Here is a 17,632-nt window from a genome sequence, read left to right as displayed (position 1 = left end):
CCGGTGGTGTCGAATGTGACGGGGGCGGTGGCTGGTCCGGGGGAGTTGGGGTGTGTGGAGTATTGGGTGCGGCATGCGCGTGAGGGGGTGCGTTTTGCGGATGGTGTGCGGGCGGCGCGGGCGTTGGGTGTGGATACGTTTGTGGAGGTGGGTCCGCATGCGGTGTTGTCGGTGATGGCGGGTGAGTGTCTGGAAGAGGACGGGGACGGGGGTGATCTGGCGTTCGTGCCGGTGATGCGCCGTGATCGTCCGGCGGCGGAGACGTTCACCACCGCACTGGCCACCCTCCACACCCGTGGCCTACCGGTATCGCCGAACCCTCCACTGCCGTCCGCCCGACGTGTCGACCTGCCCACCTACCCCTTCCAACGCACCCGCTACTGGCTGGCGGCCCCGCCCCGGCCCACCACCGGCGGGGTGGCGGCGGCAGGGCAGCGCGAGGTGGAGCACCCGTTGCTCGGCGCCGCCGTGGAACTCCCCGACACCGGCACCGAGGTGTGGACCGGCCGGATCTCTGCCGCCGATCTGCCCTGGCTCGCCGACCACCTGGTGTGGGACCGCGGCGTCGTTCCCGGGGCCGCCCTGCTGGAGACGGTGCTGCAGGTGGGAAGCCGTATCGGGCTGCCCCGCGTCAGCGAGCTGATCTTCGAGACCCCGTTGTCCTGGGCCGCGGACGCTCCACTGCAGATACGGGTCGTCGTGTCCGCTCCCGGCTCCGGCCCCGGCGGTGCCCGGGAGGTGACACTTCACTCCCGCCCCGAACCCCTCGCCTCCTCCCCGCACGTCGCGGCGGAGGCCGACGGCGACTGGACCCGGCACGCCTGCGGCCTGCTCGCCCCGGCCGCCGACCACACCGGCCCGACGGCGCCGGACGACCACGCCCACGATGTCGACCGCGCCGACACCGACGCCTTCGCCGCACTGACCGGTGCCTGGCCGCCCGCCGACGCCGAGCCCCTCGACATCGCCGGTCAGTACCGGCTCTTCGCCGCGGCCGGAGTGCGCTACGAAGGCGCCTTCCGCGGGTTGCGCGCGGCATGGCGACGCGGCGACGAGCTGTTCGCCGACGTGCAGCTGCCGGACGCGCACTCCGCCGACGGTTACGGAGTGCATCCTGCCCTGCTCGACGCGGCCCTCCACCCCATCGCGCTGCTCGACCCGTTGGGCGACGGCGGACACGGCCTGCTGCCGTTCTCCTGGAGCGAAGTTCAGCGCTACGGCGCCGGCGGACACGCCCTCCGGGTGCGGCTGGCCGCCACGGACGACGGCGCGGTGTCCGTCGCCGCGGTGAACCGCGAGGGTGAGCCGGTGCTCGCTGCCCGCTCCCTGGCGTTGCGCCGCATCGCCGCGGACCGGCTTCCGGCCGGGCCTGCCGCCCCCCTGTACCGCTTGGACTGGGTGCCTTTCCCTGGGCGGGTGCCGGCCGCGAACGCCGCGCGCTGGGCCGTCGTCGGGCCGGCGGCCGAAGCCACCGCGTCCGGGCTGCGCGCCGCCGGTGTCGACGCCCATGCCCGTGTGCTGTCCCCCGATGAGCCGCTGCCGCCGGAGGCCGGCCAGGACGCCGAGGTGCTCCTCCTCGACTTGACCACCGCGGACGGCTCCACGTCCCCCGATGGTCTCCTCGACGACGTGCGCGCCGCGGTGCGCCGGGTCCTCGAAGCCGTACGGGCCCCACTGGCAGGCAGCGACCGCACCGCGGACACCCGCACCGATGGCCCGCGGCTCGTGGTCCTCACACGGGGCGCGGCCGGCCCGGAGGGCGGGGCGGCCGATCCGGCGGGCGCCGCCGCCTGGGGGCTGGTCCGGGTCGCCCAGACCGAACAGCCGGGCCGCTTCAGCCTGGTCGACATCGACGGCACCAAGGCGTCGCTGCACACCCTGGCCGGGCTGCCGGCCACGGGTATCGCGCAGACCGCCGTGCGCGACGGACGTGCTGCCGTCCCCCGCCTCGTACCAGTGGCCGACATCGAGGCCACCGGCGCCGGGGAGCCGGGCGAGGCACTGGATCCCAACGGGACCGTGCTGATCACCGGAGGCACCGGAGCACTCGCCGCGGAGACCGCCCGGCATCTCGTCGAGCGGCACAAGGCACGGCGGCTTCTGCTCGTCAGCAGGCGCGGCCCGGACGCGCCCGGCGCCGCCGGCCTGGCCGCGAACCTCACCGCCCTGGGCGCCGAGGTCGCCGTCCGGGCCTGCGATGTCGCCGACCGCGACGCCCTGCGCGGGCTGCTCGACGGCCTCCCCGCCGAACACCCCCTGACCTGTGTGGTGCACACCGCCGGCGTGCTCGACGACGGTGTGCTCACCGCCCAGACGACCGAGCGGATCGGCGCTGTGCTGCGACCCAAGGCGGACGCCGCGGTGCACCTGGACGAGCTGACCCGTGAACTCGGCTCCATACCCCTGGTGTTGTTCTCCTCTGTCTCGGCGGCTCTGGGCAGCGCCGGCCAGGCCGGGTATGCCGCGGCCAACGCGTTCCTGGACGCGCTGGCATCCCGACGGCGGGCCGCCGGCCACCCCGCGCTGTCGCTCGGCTGGGGCTGGTGGTCCGGTGCGGGCATGGCCACCGAGCTGGCGGGCGTGGACGCCACACGCATCCGGCGCTCCGGTGTCGCCCCGCTCGCCCCCAGGGACGCGCTGGAGCTGTTCGACCGGGCGCTGGCCCGGCCCGAGGCCGCGCTGCTCCCGGTACGGCTGGACCTGCCCGCGCTGCGCGACGCGGCCCTCGCCACCGACCCGCCGGAGGTGCTGCGCGATCTCGCCGGTGTCCCCGCCGATGCCGGAAGCCCGCCCGGTCCCGGGGCGCCTGCCGACGCCGGCTCCCGGACCGCCGAACACGCCGTCCCGGCCGCGGCATTGGCGGACCGGCTCGCGACCCGCTCCGCACCCGAGCGCCTGGCCCTTCTGCTGGACCTGGTGCGTACCGAAGTCGCGGCAGTGCTGGGACACGAGGACCCCGCTGCGGTGGGCGCCCGCCGCTCCCTCAAGGACGCCGGATTCGACTCCCTCACCGCCGTCGACCTCCGCAACCGGCTCAACGCGCGCACCGGCCTGCGACTGCCCGCGACACTGGTGTTCGACCACCCCACCCCTCTGGCCCTTGCCGAGCTGTTGCTCGCCGACCTGGAGGCGGCCGGCCGCACAGGGGACGGCAGCCCGGCTGCGGGCCAACCGGCCGGTCCCGAGGGCCTGACCGAAGCTCTCGGCCTGCTGGAGCGCAACCTCGCCGCGACCGACGACGGCGATGCCCGCGCCGACGCCGCGCGCCGACTGCGCGGTCTGCTGGCCACGCTCACCGCCGGCGCCCCCGAGCATCCCGGCGAGGGTGCCGGTGACGCCCGCGGCTCCGGTGAAGTAGTGATCGACCGCCTTCGATCGGCCTCCGACGACGACTTGTTCGACCTGCTCGACAGCGATTTCCAGTGAGCCGGACAGCGTCGTGCGCCGGCGACTGAACCGCTTGCCACCCCTTGACCCATGACATGACGCAGAGGAGAACCATGTCCGCCACGAACGAGGAGAAGCTGCGGGAGTACCTCCGGCGTGCGATGGCCGACCTGCACAGCACGCGCGAGCGGCTGCGCGAGGTCGAGTCGGCGAGTCGGGAGCCGATCGCGATCGTCGGTATGGCCTGCCGTTATCCGGGTGGGGTGGCGTCGCCGGAGGATCTGTGGGACCTGGTGGACGCCGGTACGGACGCGATCTCGTCCTTCCCCGCCGACCGTGGCTGGGGCACCGAGGGGCTCTACGACCCGGAGCAGGGGGTCCCGGGCAAGAGCTATGTGCGTGAGGGCGGTTTCCTGTACGAGGCGGGTGATTTCGACGCGGAGTTCTTCGGTGTGTCGCCGCGTGAGGCGGCGGCGATGGATCCGCAGCAGCGGCTGTTGCTGGAGACGTCGTGGGAGGCGTTGGAGCGGGCCGGGATCGTGCCGGACGCGCTGCGTGGCTCCCGCACCGGAGTCTTCACCGGCGTGATGTACCACGACTACGGCAGTCATCAGGTCGGAACGGCCGCCGACCCCAGCGGACAGCTCGGCCTCGGCACCGCGGGCAGCGTCGCATCCGGGCGGGTGGCCTACTCCCTGGGCCTCAACGGACCTGCCGTGACCGTGGACACGGCGTGTTCGTCGTCGTTGGTGGCGTTGCACCTGGCGGTGCAGTCGTTGCGGCGGGGTGAGTGTGATCTGGCGCTGGCCGGTGGTGTGACGGTGCTGGCGACGCCGACGGTGTTCGTGGAGTTCTCCCGGCAGCGTGGGCTGGCGTCGGATGGGCGGTGCAAGGCGTTTGCCGAGGGTGCGGATGGCACGGCTTGGGCCGAGGGTGTGGGTGTGCTGCTGGTGGAGCGTCTCTCCGACGCCCGTCGTCGTGGCCATCGGGTGCTGGCGGTGGTGCGGGGTAGTGCGGTCAATCAGGACGGTGCGAGCAATGGTTTGACGGCGCCCAGCGGTCCGGCGCAGCGGAGGGTCATTCGTGAGGCGCTGGCCGATGCCGGTGTGGCCGCGGGTGAGGTCGATGTGGTGGAGGCGCATGGGACGGGGACGCCGTTGGGTGATCCGATCGAGGCCGGTGCGTTGATGGCGACGTATGGGCGTGATCGGGGTGCGGGCCGGGGTCCGTTGTGGTTGGGGTCGTTGAAGTCCAATATCGGGCACAGTCAGGCCGCTGCCGGTGTGGGCGGTGTGATCAAGATGGTGCAGGCGATGCGGCATGGCACGCTGCCACGCACTTTGCACGTGGACGCCCCTTCGTCGAAGGTCGACTGGGACGCCGGTGCCGTGGAGTTGCTCACCGAGGGACGGTCGTGGGAGCGGCAGGCGGAGGGTCCGCGCCGGGCGGCGGTCTCCGCCTTCGGCGTCAGCGGCACCAACGCCCACGTCATCCTGGAGGAACCGCCCGCCGAGCCGGCGGCCGGCGACGCTCCCACGACGCCGTCCACCGTGGTCTGGCCGCTGTCCGCCGAGTCCATCCCTGCCCTGCGCGCCCAGGCCGGCCGCCTGCGCGCGCACCTGCGGCAGCTCCCCGATGCCTCTCCCGTCGACATCGGCCACGCGCTTGCCGCCGAGCGCGCCGCCCTCACCCACCGCGCCGTGCTGCTCGGTGACCACGGCGCCCCCATGGACGCCCTCGCCGCCCTGGCCGCCGGCGAGACCACCCCCGACGCCGTCACCGGGACCGCGGCGGACGCCCGCCGCGTCGCCTTCGTCTTCCCCGGCCAGGGCTCTCAGTGGGCCGGCATGGGCGCCGAACTGCTGGACACGGCTCCGGCCTTCGCCGCAGAGGTGGAGCGCTGCCAGGCCGCGCTCGCACCGTACGTGGACTGGTCCCTGGCCGACGTCCTGCGCGGTGCACCCGGTGCACCCGGCCTCGACCGCGTCGACGTCGTCCAGCCGGCCACGTTCGCGGTGATGGTGGGGCTCGCCGCGCTGTGGCGTTCGCTCGGCGTCGAACCCGCCGCCGTCATCGGCCACTCCCAGGGCGAGATCGCCGCGGCCTGTGTGGCGGGTGCGCTCTCCCTGGACGACGGCGCCAGGATCGTGGCACTGCGCTCCCAGGTCATCGCCCGCGAACTGGCGGGCCGGGGCGGGATGGCGTCGGTGGCGCTGCCCTCGGCCGAGGTCGAGACGCGGCTCGCCGACGCCGCTGGTGCCGGCAGTGTCGAGATCGCCGCAGTCAACGGCCCCCAGTCCACCGTCGTCTGCGGAGAACCCGGCGCACTGGAGGCGCTGCTGCGCACACTGGAGTCCGAGGGCACCCGGGTCCGCCGGATCGATGTCGACTACGCCTCCCACTCCCACTACGTCGAGAGCATCCGGGAGGAGCTCGCCAGCGTCCTGGCCTCGGTCCGGCCCCGGGCCGGCACCGTGCCCTTCTACTCCACCGTCGACGCGGCACTCCTGGACACGACCGGGCTCGACGCCGGCTACTGGTACCGCAACCTACGGCTCCCCGTGAGGTTCGAACCGACCGTCCGTGCCATGCTCGCCGACGGCATCGACGCATTCGTGGAGTGCTCCGCGCACCCCGTCCTCACCGTCGGCGTCCGCCAGACCCTGGAGGGCGACGGCACCACCGCACCGGCCGTCGGCTCGCTTCGGCGTGACGAGGGCGGGCTGCGGCGCTTTCTCACCTCCGCCGCGGAAGCCCAGGTCGCCGGTGTGCCGGTGGATCTGGCCACGCTCCACCCCGGAGCCCGCCGGGTGGACCTGCCCACCTACGCCTTCCAGCGCGAACGCTACTGGGTCGGCTCCGCCCGGCCGGACCGGCCGGAGACCGCCGACAGCGGCGTGCCCACCCCGGAGCCGGGCGACCGGCTCGGCTACCACGTCGCCTGGAAGGGGCTGCGTTCCGCCAACGGCGGCTGGCGCCCCGGCCTGCGGCTGCTGATCGTGCCCACGGGGGAACAGCACGCCGACCTCGCCGACACCGTGGAAGAGGCCATCACCTCCTTCGGCGGGACGGTCCGCCGCGTCACCGTCGACCCGGCCCGAACCACCGTTGCCGAACTGCACGGTCTCCTCGCACCGGTCACCAACGGCGACACCGCGGTCACCGGGATGATCTCGCTGCTCGGCCTGTGCACCGACGGGCACCCCGACCATCCCGCCGTGCCCACCGGGGTCGCCGCCACCCTCGCCCTGCTCCAGGCCCTGGCCGGCGTCGGTGGCACCGCACCGCTGTGGACCGTCACCCACGGCGCGGTCGCCACGGCCCCCGACGAGGTGCCGTGCACCGCCGGGGCCCAACTGTGGGGCCTGGGCCGGGTGGCGGCGCTGGAGCTGCCCGAACTGTGGGGCGGCCTCATCGACCTGCCCGAGCGGCCCAACGCCCGGGTCTTCGACCGTCTCGCCGGGGTTCTCGCCGAGCCCGGCACCGAGGACCAGATGGCCATCAGGGCCGCGGGCGTCTTCGGCCGCCGCGTCCTCCCGGATCCCGTCGACTCCGCCCCACCGTCCTGGCGCGCCCGGGGCACGGTCGTCGTCGCCGGCGACCTCACCATGGTGCCCGGACGGCTGATCCGCTCCTTCCTGGAGGACGGCGCGGATCGCGTGGTGCTGGCCGGGCCGGACATCGACGCGGAGGCCGTCGCGGCCGCCGGGCTCACCGAGGCCGCCGTCCTCCCCGTCCGCTGCGACGTCACCGACCGCGCCGTGCTGACCGGTCTGCTCGACGAGCATTCGCCCACCCTCGTCGTGCACGCCCCGCCGCTGGTGCCGTTGGCGCCCTTGAACGACACCACGCCCGGCGACATCGCCACCGCCGTCGCCGCCAAGACCGCGGCCGCCGCGCACCTGGTGGATTTGGCACCCGCCGCCGGACTCGACGCGCTGGTGCTGTTCTCCTCGGTGTCCGGTGTGTGGGGCGGCGCGTCACAGGGCTGCTACGCGGCCGCCACGGCTCACCTCGACGCGCTCGCCGAACAGGCCCGCGCCGCGGGCGTGCCCGCCGTCTCCGTGGCCTGGAGCCCCTGGACGGGCGGCACGCGCGCCGGCGGAGCCGACGAGGAGTTCCTCAACCGGCGCGGCCTGGCCCCCCTCGACCCGGACGCGGCGGTGCGGTCCCTGCGCCGCATGCTGGAGCGCGGCGGCACCTGCGGTGCGGTCGCCGACATCCGGTGGAAGCGCTTCGCCGCCTCCTACACCTCGGTGCGCCCGGCCGTGCTGTTCGAAGACATTCCCGAGGTACGGCGGCTGCGCGCGGCCGAACACACCGCGGCGACCGGCGACGTGGCCACCTCCGAACTCGTCCGTGAGCTGACCGCACAGTCCGGCCGCAAGCGGCACGTCACCCTGCTGCGGCTGGTCCGCACCCACGCCGCCGCGGTCCTCGGGCAGACCTCCGGCGAGGCGGTGAACAGCGCCCGCGCCTTCCGCGACCTGGGATTCGACTCGCTGACCGCCCTCGAACTGCGCGACCGGCTCAGCGCCGCCACCGGCCTCAGCCTGCCCGCCTCCCTGGTCTTCGACCACTCCAACCCGGCCGTGCTCGCCCGCCACCTCGGCGAGGAACTCCTGGGCCGCGGGGACACCGACGCCCAGACCGGCCCCGTGGTCCCGGTGCCGGCCGACGAACCCGTCGCCATCGTGAGCATGGCCTGCCGGCTGCCCGGCGGGGTCCGGTCGCCGGAGGAGCTATGGGAACTGCTCACCGGCGAGGTCGACGCCATCACTCCCTTCCCCACCGACCGGGGGTGGGACAACGACGCCCTCTACGACCCCGACCCCGACTCGCCCGGACACCACACGTATGTGCGCGAGGGCGGATTCCTGCACGACGCGGCCGAGTTCGACCCCGGCTTCTTCGGCATCAGCCCCCGCGAGGCCCTGGCCATGGACCCCCAGCAGCGGCTGATCCTGGAGACCGCCTGGGAGTCCTTCGAACGGGCCGGGGTCGACCCGGTGGAGCTGCGCGGCAGTCGCACCGGCGTCTTCGTCGGCACCAACGGGCAGCACTATGTGCCGCTGCTCCAGGAGGGCGACGAGACCTTCGACGGCTACATCGCCACCGGCAACTCCGCCAGTGTGATGTCCGGACGGCTCTCCTACGTCTTCGGGCTGGAGGGCCCCGCCGTCACCGTCGACACCGCCTGCTCGGCCTCGCTCGCCGCCCTGCACCTGGCGGTGCAGTCGCTGCGCCGGGGCGAGTGCGACATGGCGCTGGTCAGCGGTGCCACGGTGATGTCCACCCCCGAGATGCTGGTGGAGTTCGCCCGGCAGCGGGCCGTCTCGCCGGACGGCCGCAGCAAGGCGTTCGCCGAGGCCGCCGACGGCGTCGGCCTCGCCGAGGGCGCCGGGATGCTGCTGGTCGAGCGGCTGTCGGATGCCCGGAAGAAGGGCCGTCCGGTGCTGGCGGTGGTGCGGGGCACCGCCGTCAATCAGGACGGTGCCAGCAACGGTTTGACGGCGCCCAGCGGCCCGGCGCAGCAGAGGGTCATCCGTGAGGCGCTGGCCGATGCCGGTCTGGCCCCGGGCGACGTGGACGTCGTCGAGGCGCATGGGACGGGGACGCCGCTGGGCGATCCGATCGAGGCCGGCGCGCTGATGGCCACGTACGGGCGTGAGCGGTCGGGCGATCCGCTGTGGCTGGGATCGTTGAAGTCCAACATCGGTCATACGCAGGCGGCTGCCGGTGTGGCCGGTGTGATCAAGATGGTCGAGGCGCTTCGGCACGGCATGCTGCCGCGCACCCTCCATGTCGACGCGCCCTCGTCGAAGGTCCCCTGGGGCGAGGGCGCCGTGGAGCTGCTGACCGACACGCGGCCCTGGCCCGAGCAGGCCGACCACACGCGCCGCGCCGGCATCTCCTCGTTCGGCATCAGCGGCACCAACGTCCACGTCATCGTCGAGGAGCCGCCGGAGCCCACCGGCGCCGAACCGCTCCGGCCCGACGAGGCCGCCGACGGCGACGTCTGGTCCGAGGAGTGGTGGCACGAGGTGACCGTGCCGCTGATGCTGTCCGCGCACAACGAGGCCGCGCTGCGCGACCAGGCACGGCGGCTGCGCGCGGACCTGCTCGGCCACCCCGGGCTGCACCCGGCCGACGTCGGCTACTCGCTGATCACCACCCGCACCCGCTTCGAGCAGCGGGCCGCCGTCGTCGGAGAGAACTTCGACGAACTCATCGCGGCGCTCGACGACCTCATCGAGGGCCGCCCGCACCCCCTCGTGATGCGGGGCACCGCGGGCACCGCCGACCAGGTCGTCTTCGTCTTCCCCGGCCAGGGCTCGCAGTGGGCCGAAATGGGCGACGGGCTGTTCGAGCGTTCCAGCGCCTTCCGCGAGACCGCACGGGCCTGCGACGCCGCGCTGCGGCCCTACCTCGGCTGGTCCGTGCTGGACGTGTTGAACCGGGAGCCCGACGCCCCCGGCCTCGACCGGGTCGACGTGGTGCAGCCGGTGCTGTTCACCATGATGGTCTCGCTCGCCGCCACATGGCGTTCGCTGGGCGTCGAACCGGCCGCCGTCGTCGGCCACTCCCAGGGCGAGATCGCCGCCGCCCACGTCGCCGGTGGCCTCTCGCTGGACGACGCGGCGCGCATCGTCGCCCTGCGCAGCCAGGCATGGCTGCGGCTGGCGGGCAAGGGCGGCATGGTCGCGGTGACCATGTCCGAACGGGAACTGCGACCCCGGCTGGAGTTCTGGGGCGACCGGCTCGCCGTGGCCGCCGTCAACAGCTCCGAGAACTGCGCCGTCGCCGGCGACCCGGACGCCCTGGCGGAGCTGGCCGCCGAGCTCGTCTCCGAGGGCGTGCGCGCCCGCCCGATCCCCGGCGTCGACACTGCCGGGCACTCGCCGCAGGTCGACACGCTGGAGGACCACCTGCGGGAAGTGCTCGCCCCCGTCGCGCCGTCATCCTCCGACATCCCGTTCTACTCGACGGTCACCGGTGGGCTGCTCGACACCGCCGAGCTGAACGCCGACTACTGGTACCGCAACATGCGCGACCCGGTGGAGTTCGAGAAGGCCACCCGCGCGCTGATCGCCGACGGTCACGACGTATTCCTGGAGACCAGCCCGCACCCCATGCTGGCCGTCCCCCTCCAGGAGACGATCAACGACGCCGATTCCTCGGCGGCGGTGCTCGGCACGCTGCGCCGTGGCCAGGGCGGACCGCGCTGGCTCGGCGTCGCCGCCTGCCGCGCCTACACCCACGGCGTGGAGATCGACGCCGAGGCCATATTCGGCCCCGACTCGCGCCCGGTGGACCTGCCCACCTACCCGTTCCAACGCGAGCGGTACTGGTACAGCCCCACCAGTCGCGGCGACGACCCCGTCTCCCTCGGACTGGACGCCACCGACCACCCGCTGCTCGGCGGAGCCATCGAACTGCCGGGACCGGGCGACCAGATGTACACCGCGCGCCTCTCCACCGACGCCACCCCCTGGCTGGCCGACCACGCGCTGATGGGGGCGACGCTGCTGCCCGGCGCGGCGTTCACCGACCTCGCGCTGTGGGCCGGCCGCCAGGCCCGCACCGGCCGGATCGACGAACTCACCCTGGCCGCGCCCCTGGTGCTGCCCGGGTCCGGCGGCGTCCGGCTGCGGCTGAACGTCGGCGCCCCGGGCACGGATGACGCCCGCCGCTTCGCGGTGCACGCCCGTGCCGAGGGAGCCACCGGGTGGACCCTGCACGCCGAGGGCCTGCTCACCCCGGAGCAGGCCACCGACGCGCCGGACGCCTCGGCGGTGGCCCCGCCGCCCGGAGCCGAACAGCTGGACACCGGCGACTTCTACGAGCGGTTCGCCGAACTCGGCTACGACTACGGGCCGTTCTTCCGCGGACTGGTGAGCGCGCACCGCGCCGGCCCCGACATCCATGCCGAGGTCGCACTCCCGCCTCTAGCCCAGGGCGACGCGGCCCGGTTCGGCCTCCACCCGGCGCTGCTGGACGCGGCGCTGCAAACCATGAGCCTGGGTGACTTCTTCCCCCAGGACGGCCGTATCCGGATGCCCTTCGCACTGCGCGGTGTCCGGCTGTACCGCACCGGGGCCGACCGGCTGCGGGTGCGCGTCTCGCCCGTTGCCGAGGACGCCGTCCGCATCGAGTGCGCGGACGCCGAGGGCCGCATGGTCGCCGAGATCGACTCGTTCCTCATGCGGCCGGTCGACCCGGAGCAGCTCCTCGACGGGCGCCCGGTCGGCGCCGACGCGCTCTTCCACGTCACCTGGCGGGAACGGACCGGCAGCGGTACCGGTTCCACGGCCCGCTGGGTGGTCGCGGGACCGGACGCCCTGGACTTGGCCGAGGCCGCCGACGCGCACCTGCCCGACGTGCTGGGGCCGGACGCCCCGTGGCCGGTCGTGGCCGGCGAACCGGTCCCGGACGCCGTCGTGTTCGGCGTGCCGGCGGGGACCGGCGACGTCGCGGCCGACGCCCACGCCGTCGCCTGCCAGGTGCTGGACCTCGTCCAGAGCCGGCTGGCATCCCCGGCGGACACCGACGGCCCCCGCCTGGTCGTGGCCACCCGCGGCGCGGTCGCCGTGCGCGGCGACGCCGAGGTGAACGACCCGGCCGCGGCTGCCGCTTGGGGTCTGCTGCGCTCCGCGCAGGCCGAGGAGCCCGACCGCTTCCTTCTGCTGGACCTGGACGACGACCCGGCCTCTGCCCGGGCCGTGGCCGTCGCGCTGGCCACCGGGGAACCGCAGACCGCGGTACGCGCCGGGAAGGTGTACGTGCCCCGGCTGGAGCGGTCCGGCGCTGGTACGGACCACGCGCTCATCCCGCCGGACAAGGGCGCTTGGCGGCTGGGCCGCGGCGCCGACCGCACCCTCGACGGCCTGGCGCTGGTGCCGGCCCCGGACGCGGACGCCCCGCTGGAGCGCGGTCAGGTGCGCGTCGCGGTGCGCGCCGCCGGCGTGAACTTCCGCGACGCCCTGATCGCGCTCGGCATGTACCCGGGTGACGCCGACATGGGCACCGAGGGTGCCGGCATCGTCGTCGAGACCGGCCCCGGCGTCAGCGGGATCGCCCCCGGCGACCGGGTGCTGGGCCTGTGGAACGGCGGCTTCGGCCCGGTGTGCGTGGCCGACCAGCGGCTGCTCGCGCCGATCCCGGACGGCTGGACGTACGCCCAGGCGGCGTCCGTGCCCGCGGTGTTCCTCAGCGCCTACTACGGGCTGGTCACCCTGGCGGACCTCCGCCCGGGGGAGAAGGTGCTGGTGCACGCCGCCGCAGGAGGCGTCGGCATGGCCGCGGTGCAGATCGCCCGCCACCTCGGCGCCGAGGTGCTCGCCACCGCGAGCAGCGGCAAGTGGGACGCCCTGCGCACCATGGGCATCCCCGACGAGCGCATCTCCTCCTCCCGCACCCTCGACTTCGCCGCCGCCTTCGCCGGCGTGGACGGCGCGGCCGGCGTCGACGTCGTCCTCAACTCGCTCACCAAGGAGTTCGTGGACGCCTCGCTCGGACTGCTCGGTCCCGGCGGCCGGTTCCTGGAGCTGGGGAAGGCCGACGTGCGCGACCCCGCACAGGTCGGCGCCGACCACCCCGGAGTCCGGTACCGCGCGTTCGACCTCAACGAGGCGGGCCCCGACGAACTCGGCCGGCTGCTGCGGGAACTGATGGAGCTGTTCGCCGCCGGAGCGCTGCACCCGCTGCCCGCCGTCACCCACGACGTGCGCCGGGCCGCGGACGCCATGCGCACCCTCAGCCAGGCCCGGCACACCGGGAAGCTCGTGCTGACCATGCCGCCCGTCTGGCACCCGTACGGCACAGTGCTCATCACCGGAGGCACCGGCACCATCGGCAGCCGCGTCGCCCGCCACCTGGTCACCGCCCACGGGGTGCGCCATCTGCTGCTCGCCGCGCGCAGCGGTCCGGGCGGCCGGGGTGCCGCGGAGCTGGTCGCCGAACTCGAGGAGCTGGGCGCCACGGCCACCGTCGTCGCCTGCGACGTCGCCGACGCCGACGCCGTCCGCCGGCTGCTTGCCGACATACCGGCCGAACGCCCGCTGATGGCGGTGGTGCACAGTGCCGGTGTCCTCGATGACGGCGTGCTGCCCACGCTCACCCCCGAGCGGATCGACGCCGTGCTGCGACCCAAGGTGGCGGCCGCCGTCCACCTGGACGCCCTCACCCGCGACCTCGACCTCGCGGCGTTCGTCCTCTTCTCCTCCAGCGCCGGTCTGCTGGGCAGCCCCGCCCAGGGCAACTACGCGGCGGCCAATGCCACGCTCGACGCCCTCGCCGCCCGGCGGCGGGCCCTGGGCCTCCCGTCGGTGTCGTTGGCCTGGGGGCTGTGGTCCGACACCAGCCGGATGGCCGACGGGCTGGACCAGAAGGGTCTCCAGCGGCGCTTCGCGCGCAGCGGCTTCCCGCCCATGTCCGCCGCCCTGGGTACCGCACTGTTCGACGCCGCGCTGCGGAGGGACGAGGCGGTGCAGATCCCGATGCGGCTCGACCCGGCCGCACTGTCCGCCACCGGGATCACCGCGCCGCTCCTGTCGGACCTCGTCGCTCCCGTAGCGGCCGACGGGCTACGCACCGGGGCACCGGACCCGCACACCGCCCAGCCCACCGGCGAGCCCTTCGCCGAGCGGCTGGCCCGGCTCTCCGCGGAGGAGCGTCACGACCAGTTGCTGAGCCTGGTGGGCGAGCATGTGGCCGCGGTGCTGGGCCACGGCTCCGCCGCGGAGGTGCGGTCCGACCGGCAGTTCCGCGACATCGGATTCGACTCGCTCACGGCCGTGGAACTGCGCAACCGCCTGGGTGCGGTCATCGGGTTCCGGCTTCCCGCCACCCTGGTGTTCGACCACCCCACGCCGGCCGCGATGGCCGCGCACCTCGACAGCCTGCTGGTGCCCGAGGAGCCGACCCCCACCGCGCCGCTGCTGGCCCAACTCGACCAGATCGAGGGAGCGTTGGCCGCCCTCACCCCCGAAGGTCTCGCGGCGGTCGCACCGGCCGCCGATGACCGCGACGAGGTGGCCCTGCGCCTGGAGGCCCTGGCCACTCGCTGGCGTGTCCTCCACGACGGCGCGTCCGGCGCCGCCGACGACATCGCCGATGCCCTGGAGACCGCCGACGACGACGAGATCTTCGCATTCATCGACGAGCGGTACGGCGCGTCGTGATCACCGGCCCGGCACCCCGTCGCCCGTCCTCGAAGGGAAGTACCACCATGGCGAATGAAGACAAGCTGCGCGCCTACCTCAAGCGTGTGACGGCCGAGCTGCACCGGGCCACGGAGCAGCTGCGCACGCTCGAGGAGCGGTCCCGTGAGCCGATCGCGATCGTCGGGGCGGCCTGCCGGCTGCCCGGTGGTGTCCGTGGTCCGGAGGATCTGTGGGACCTGCTGCTGGAGGGGACCGACGCGGTCGGCCCCGCCCCGGCCGACCGCGGCTGGGACGTGGCGGCGATGTACTCACCGGACCCTGACCGGGCGGGCACCACATACTGCCGTGAGGGCGGCTTCGTCCACGGGATCGACCAGTTCGACCCCGCCGTGTTCGGGATCTCCCCCAACGAGGCGCTCGCCATGGACCCCCAGCAGCGGTTGCTGCTGGAGACGTCCTGGGAGGCGCTGGAGCGGGCCGGCGTCGATCCCCGCTCGCTGGCGGGCAGCCGCACCGGTGTGTTCGCCGGGGCGTGGGAGAGCGGCTACCAGAAGGGCGTGGCAGGGGTCGATGCCGACCTGGAGGCCCAGCTCCTGGCCGGAATCGTCAGCTTCACCGCGGGCCGGGTCGCCTATGTCCTGGGTCTGGAGGGCCCGGCGCTGACGATCGATACGGCGTGCTCGTCGTCGCTGGTGGCGCTGCACCTGGCGGTGCAGTCGCTGCGCCGGGGCGAGTGCGATCTCGCGCTGGCCGGCGGTGCCACGGTCATCGCCGACCCCGCCGTCTTCGTTCAGTTCTCCCGGCAGCGCGGGCTCGCTCCCGATGGCCGCTGCAAAGCGTTCGCCGAGACCGCCGACGGCTTCGGCCCCGCCGAGGGCGCCGGCATGCTGCTGGTCGAACGGCTCTCGGATGCCCGCCGTCACGGCCACGAAGTGCTGGCGGTGGTGCGGGGCACCGCCGTCAATCAGGACGGTGCCAGCAACGGTTTGACGGCGCCCAGCGGCCCGGCGCAGCAGAGGGTCATTCGTGAGGCGCTGGCCGATGCCGGTCTGGCCCCGGGCGACGTGGACGTCGTCGAGGCGCATGGGACGGGGACGCCGCTGGGCGATCCGATCGAGGCCGGTGCGCTGATGGCCACGTACGGGCGTGAGCGGTCGGGCGATCCGCTGTGGCTGGGGACGGTGAAGTCCAACATCGGTCATACGCAGGCGGCTGCCGGTGTGGCCGGTGTGATCAAGATGGTCGAGGCGCTTCGGCACGGCATGCTGCCGCGCACCCTCCATGTCGACGCGCCCTCGTCGAAGGTCCCCTGGGGCGAGGGCGCCGTGGAGCTGCTGACCGACACGCGGCCCTGGCCCGAGCAGGCCGACCACACGCGCCGCGCCGCGGTCTCGTCATTCGGCGTGAGCGGCACCAACGCCCATGTCGTCCTGGAGCAGGCGCCGGTCGCCCCGGCCGAGGAGCCGGCCGCCGGCCCGGACGCTCCCGTGGAGTCCGCCGCCCTCCGGGCCACCGTCCTCCCCCTGTCCGCCGCCGACGGGGAGGCCCTGCGCGACCAGGCGCGCCGGCTCGCCCAACACCTGACGGCACACGAGGAGATCGCCCCCGCCGACGCCGCCTACTCCGCGGCCACCGGTCGCGCCGCGCTGACGCACCGGGCCTCGGTCCTCGCCGACGACCGCGAGGAACTGATCGCCCGGCTGACCGCGCTCGCGGAGGGCCGGAGGGACGCCGACGTTGTCGTCGGCGAGGCGGGCAGTGACCGGCCCCCCGTCTTCGTCTTCCCGGGGCAGGGATCCCAGTGGGCCGGCATGGGCGCCGAACTGCTGGCCTCGGCCCCGGTCTTCCGTGCCAAGGCGGAAGAGTGCGCCCGGGCGCTCGCTCCCCACCTCGACTGGTCGGTACTCGATGTGCTGCGCGGGGCGCCGGACGCCCCGCCGATCGACCGGGCGGACGTGGCCCAGCCGGCGCTGTTCACCATGATGGTCTCCCTCGCCGCACTGTGGGAGGCCCACGGCGTGCGGCCCGCCGCCGTCGTCGGGCACTCCCAGGGCGAGGTCGCCGCGGCCTACGCGGCCGGCGCCCTCACCCTCGACGACGCGGCTCGGGTGATCGCCGAGCGCAGCAGGCTGTGGGGGCGGCTGGCCGGCAACGGCGGCATGCTCTCCGTGATGGCCCCGGCCGACCGGGCCCGCGAGCTGCTGGAGCCCTGGAACCAACGGATATCCATCGCCGCCGTCAACGGCCCCGCTTCGGTCACGGTCGCCGGCGACGTTCAGGCGCTGGAGGAGTTCGGCGATCGGCTCTCCGCGGACGGGGTGCTGCGCTGGCCCATCGCCGGTGTCGACTTCGCCGGCCACTCACCGCAGGTGGAACAGTTCCGCACCGAACTCCTCGCGGCGCTCGCCGGAGTCCGGCCGACCACCGCCCGGCTGCCGTTCTTCTCCACCGTCACCGCCGGAGCCCACGACCCCGAGGCCCTGGACGCCGCGTACTGGTACCGCAACATGCGCGAACCGGTGGAGTTCGCGTCCACAGTGCGCGCATTGCTGCGCCAGGGACACCGCACCTTCATCGAGCTGGGCCCGCACCCTCTGCTCGGCTCCGCGATCGACGAGGTGGCCGAGGACGAGGGCGTGCACGCCACCGCGCTGCCCACCCTCCACCGTGACTCCGGTGGCCTGGTCCGCTTCCGTGCCTCGGCGGGCGCCGCGTTCGCCCACGGCGTCCGGGGCGACTGGGACCCGTTCTTCGAAGGCACCGGCGCCCGTCGTGTGCCTCTGCCCGTCTATCCCTTCCGCCGTGACCGGTTCTGGCTGCGGACCACCGTCGGTGGGCGCAGTGCCGAGAGCCCGGCCACCGCCGTGTCCGCCGCCTGGCGCTACCGCGTCGCCTGGACCGCCCTGGAGGCCGCCGGCACCGGCGCGCCGTCCGGACGCTGGCTGCTGGTCACGCCCCCCGGCGCCACACCGGGCGAGACCGATTCCCTGGTGGCGGCGTTGGGTGGGGGTGGTGCGGTGGTGGAGCGTTGGGTGCTGGATGTGGTGGGGGTTGGGCGTGGTGTTCTGGCTGAGCGGTTG

Annotated in this window: 2 protein-coding genes and 1 pseudogene; all 3 read left to right on the top strand. The window is 74.3% G+C overall.

Going from position 1 to position 17,632, the window contains the following annotated elements:
- Positions 1 to 3: 3 nt before the first annotated feature.
- Positions 4 to 3,426: an SDR family NAD(P)-dependent oxidoreductase gene (locus ACFZCY_RS45200; RefSeq protein ID WP_391187630.1), complete on the top strand. Its 3,423-nt coding sequence runs from the start codon at positions 4 to 6 to the stop codon at positions 3,424 to 3,426.
- A gap of 74 nt (positions 3,427 to 3,500) precedes the next feature.
- Complete coding sequence (locus tag ACFZCY_RS45195; RefSeq protein ID WP_391187628.1) at positions 3,501 to 14,570, top strand: SDR family NAD(P)-dependent oxidoreductase; 11,070 nt, start codon at positions 3,501 to 3,503, stop codon at positions 14,568 to 14,570.
- 62 nt (positions 14,571 to 14,632) lie between these two features.
- Positions 14,633 to 17,632 (top strand): annotated as a pseudogene (locus ACFZCY_RS45190) (type I polyketide synthase); the annotation flags it as partial.

This window comes from Streptomyces sp. NPDC007983, from assembly GCF_042958345.1.
Classification (GTDB): Bacteria; Actinomycetota; Actinomycetes; order Streptomycetales; family Streptomycetaceae; genus Streptomyces.
The sequence above is the reverse complement of the archived record's forward strand: the minus strand, read 5'-3'. Positions and strand labels throughout refer to the sequence as shown.

Excerpts from the sequence above, each read along its gene's own strand:
- ACFZCY_RS45195 (WP_391187628.1), top strand. The coding sequence starts at position 3,501 with ATGTCCGCCACGAACGAGGAGAAGCTGCGGGAGTACCTCCGGCGTGCG.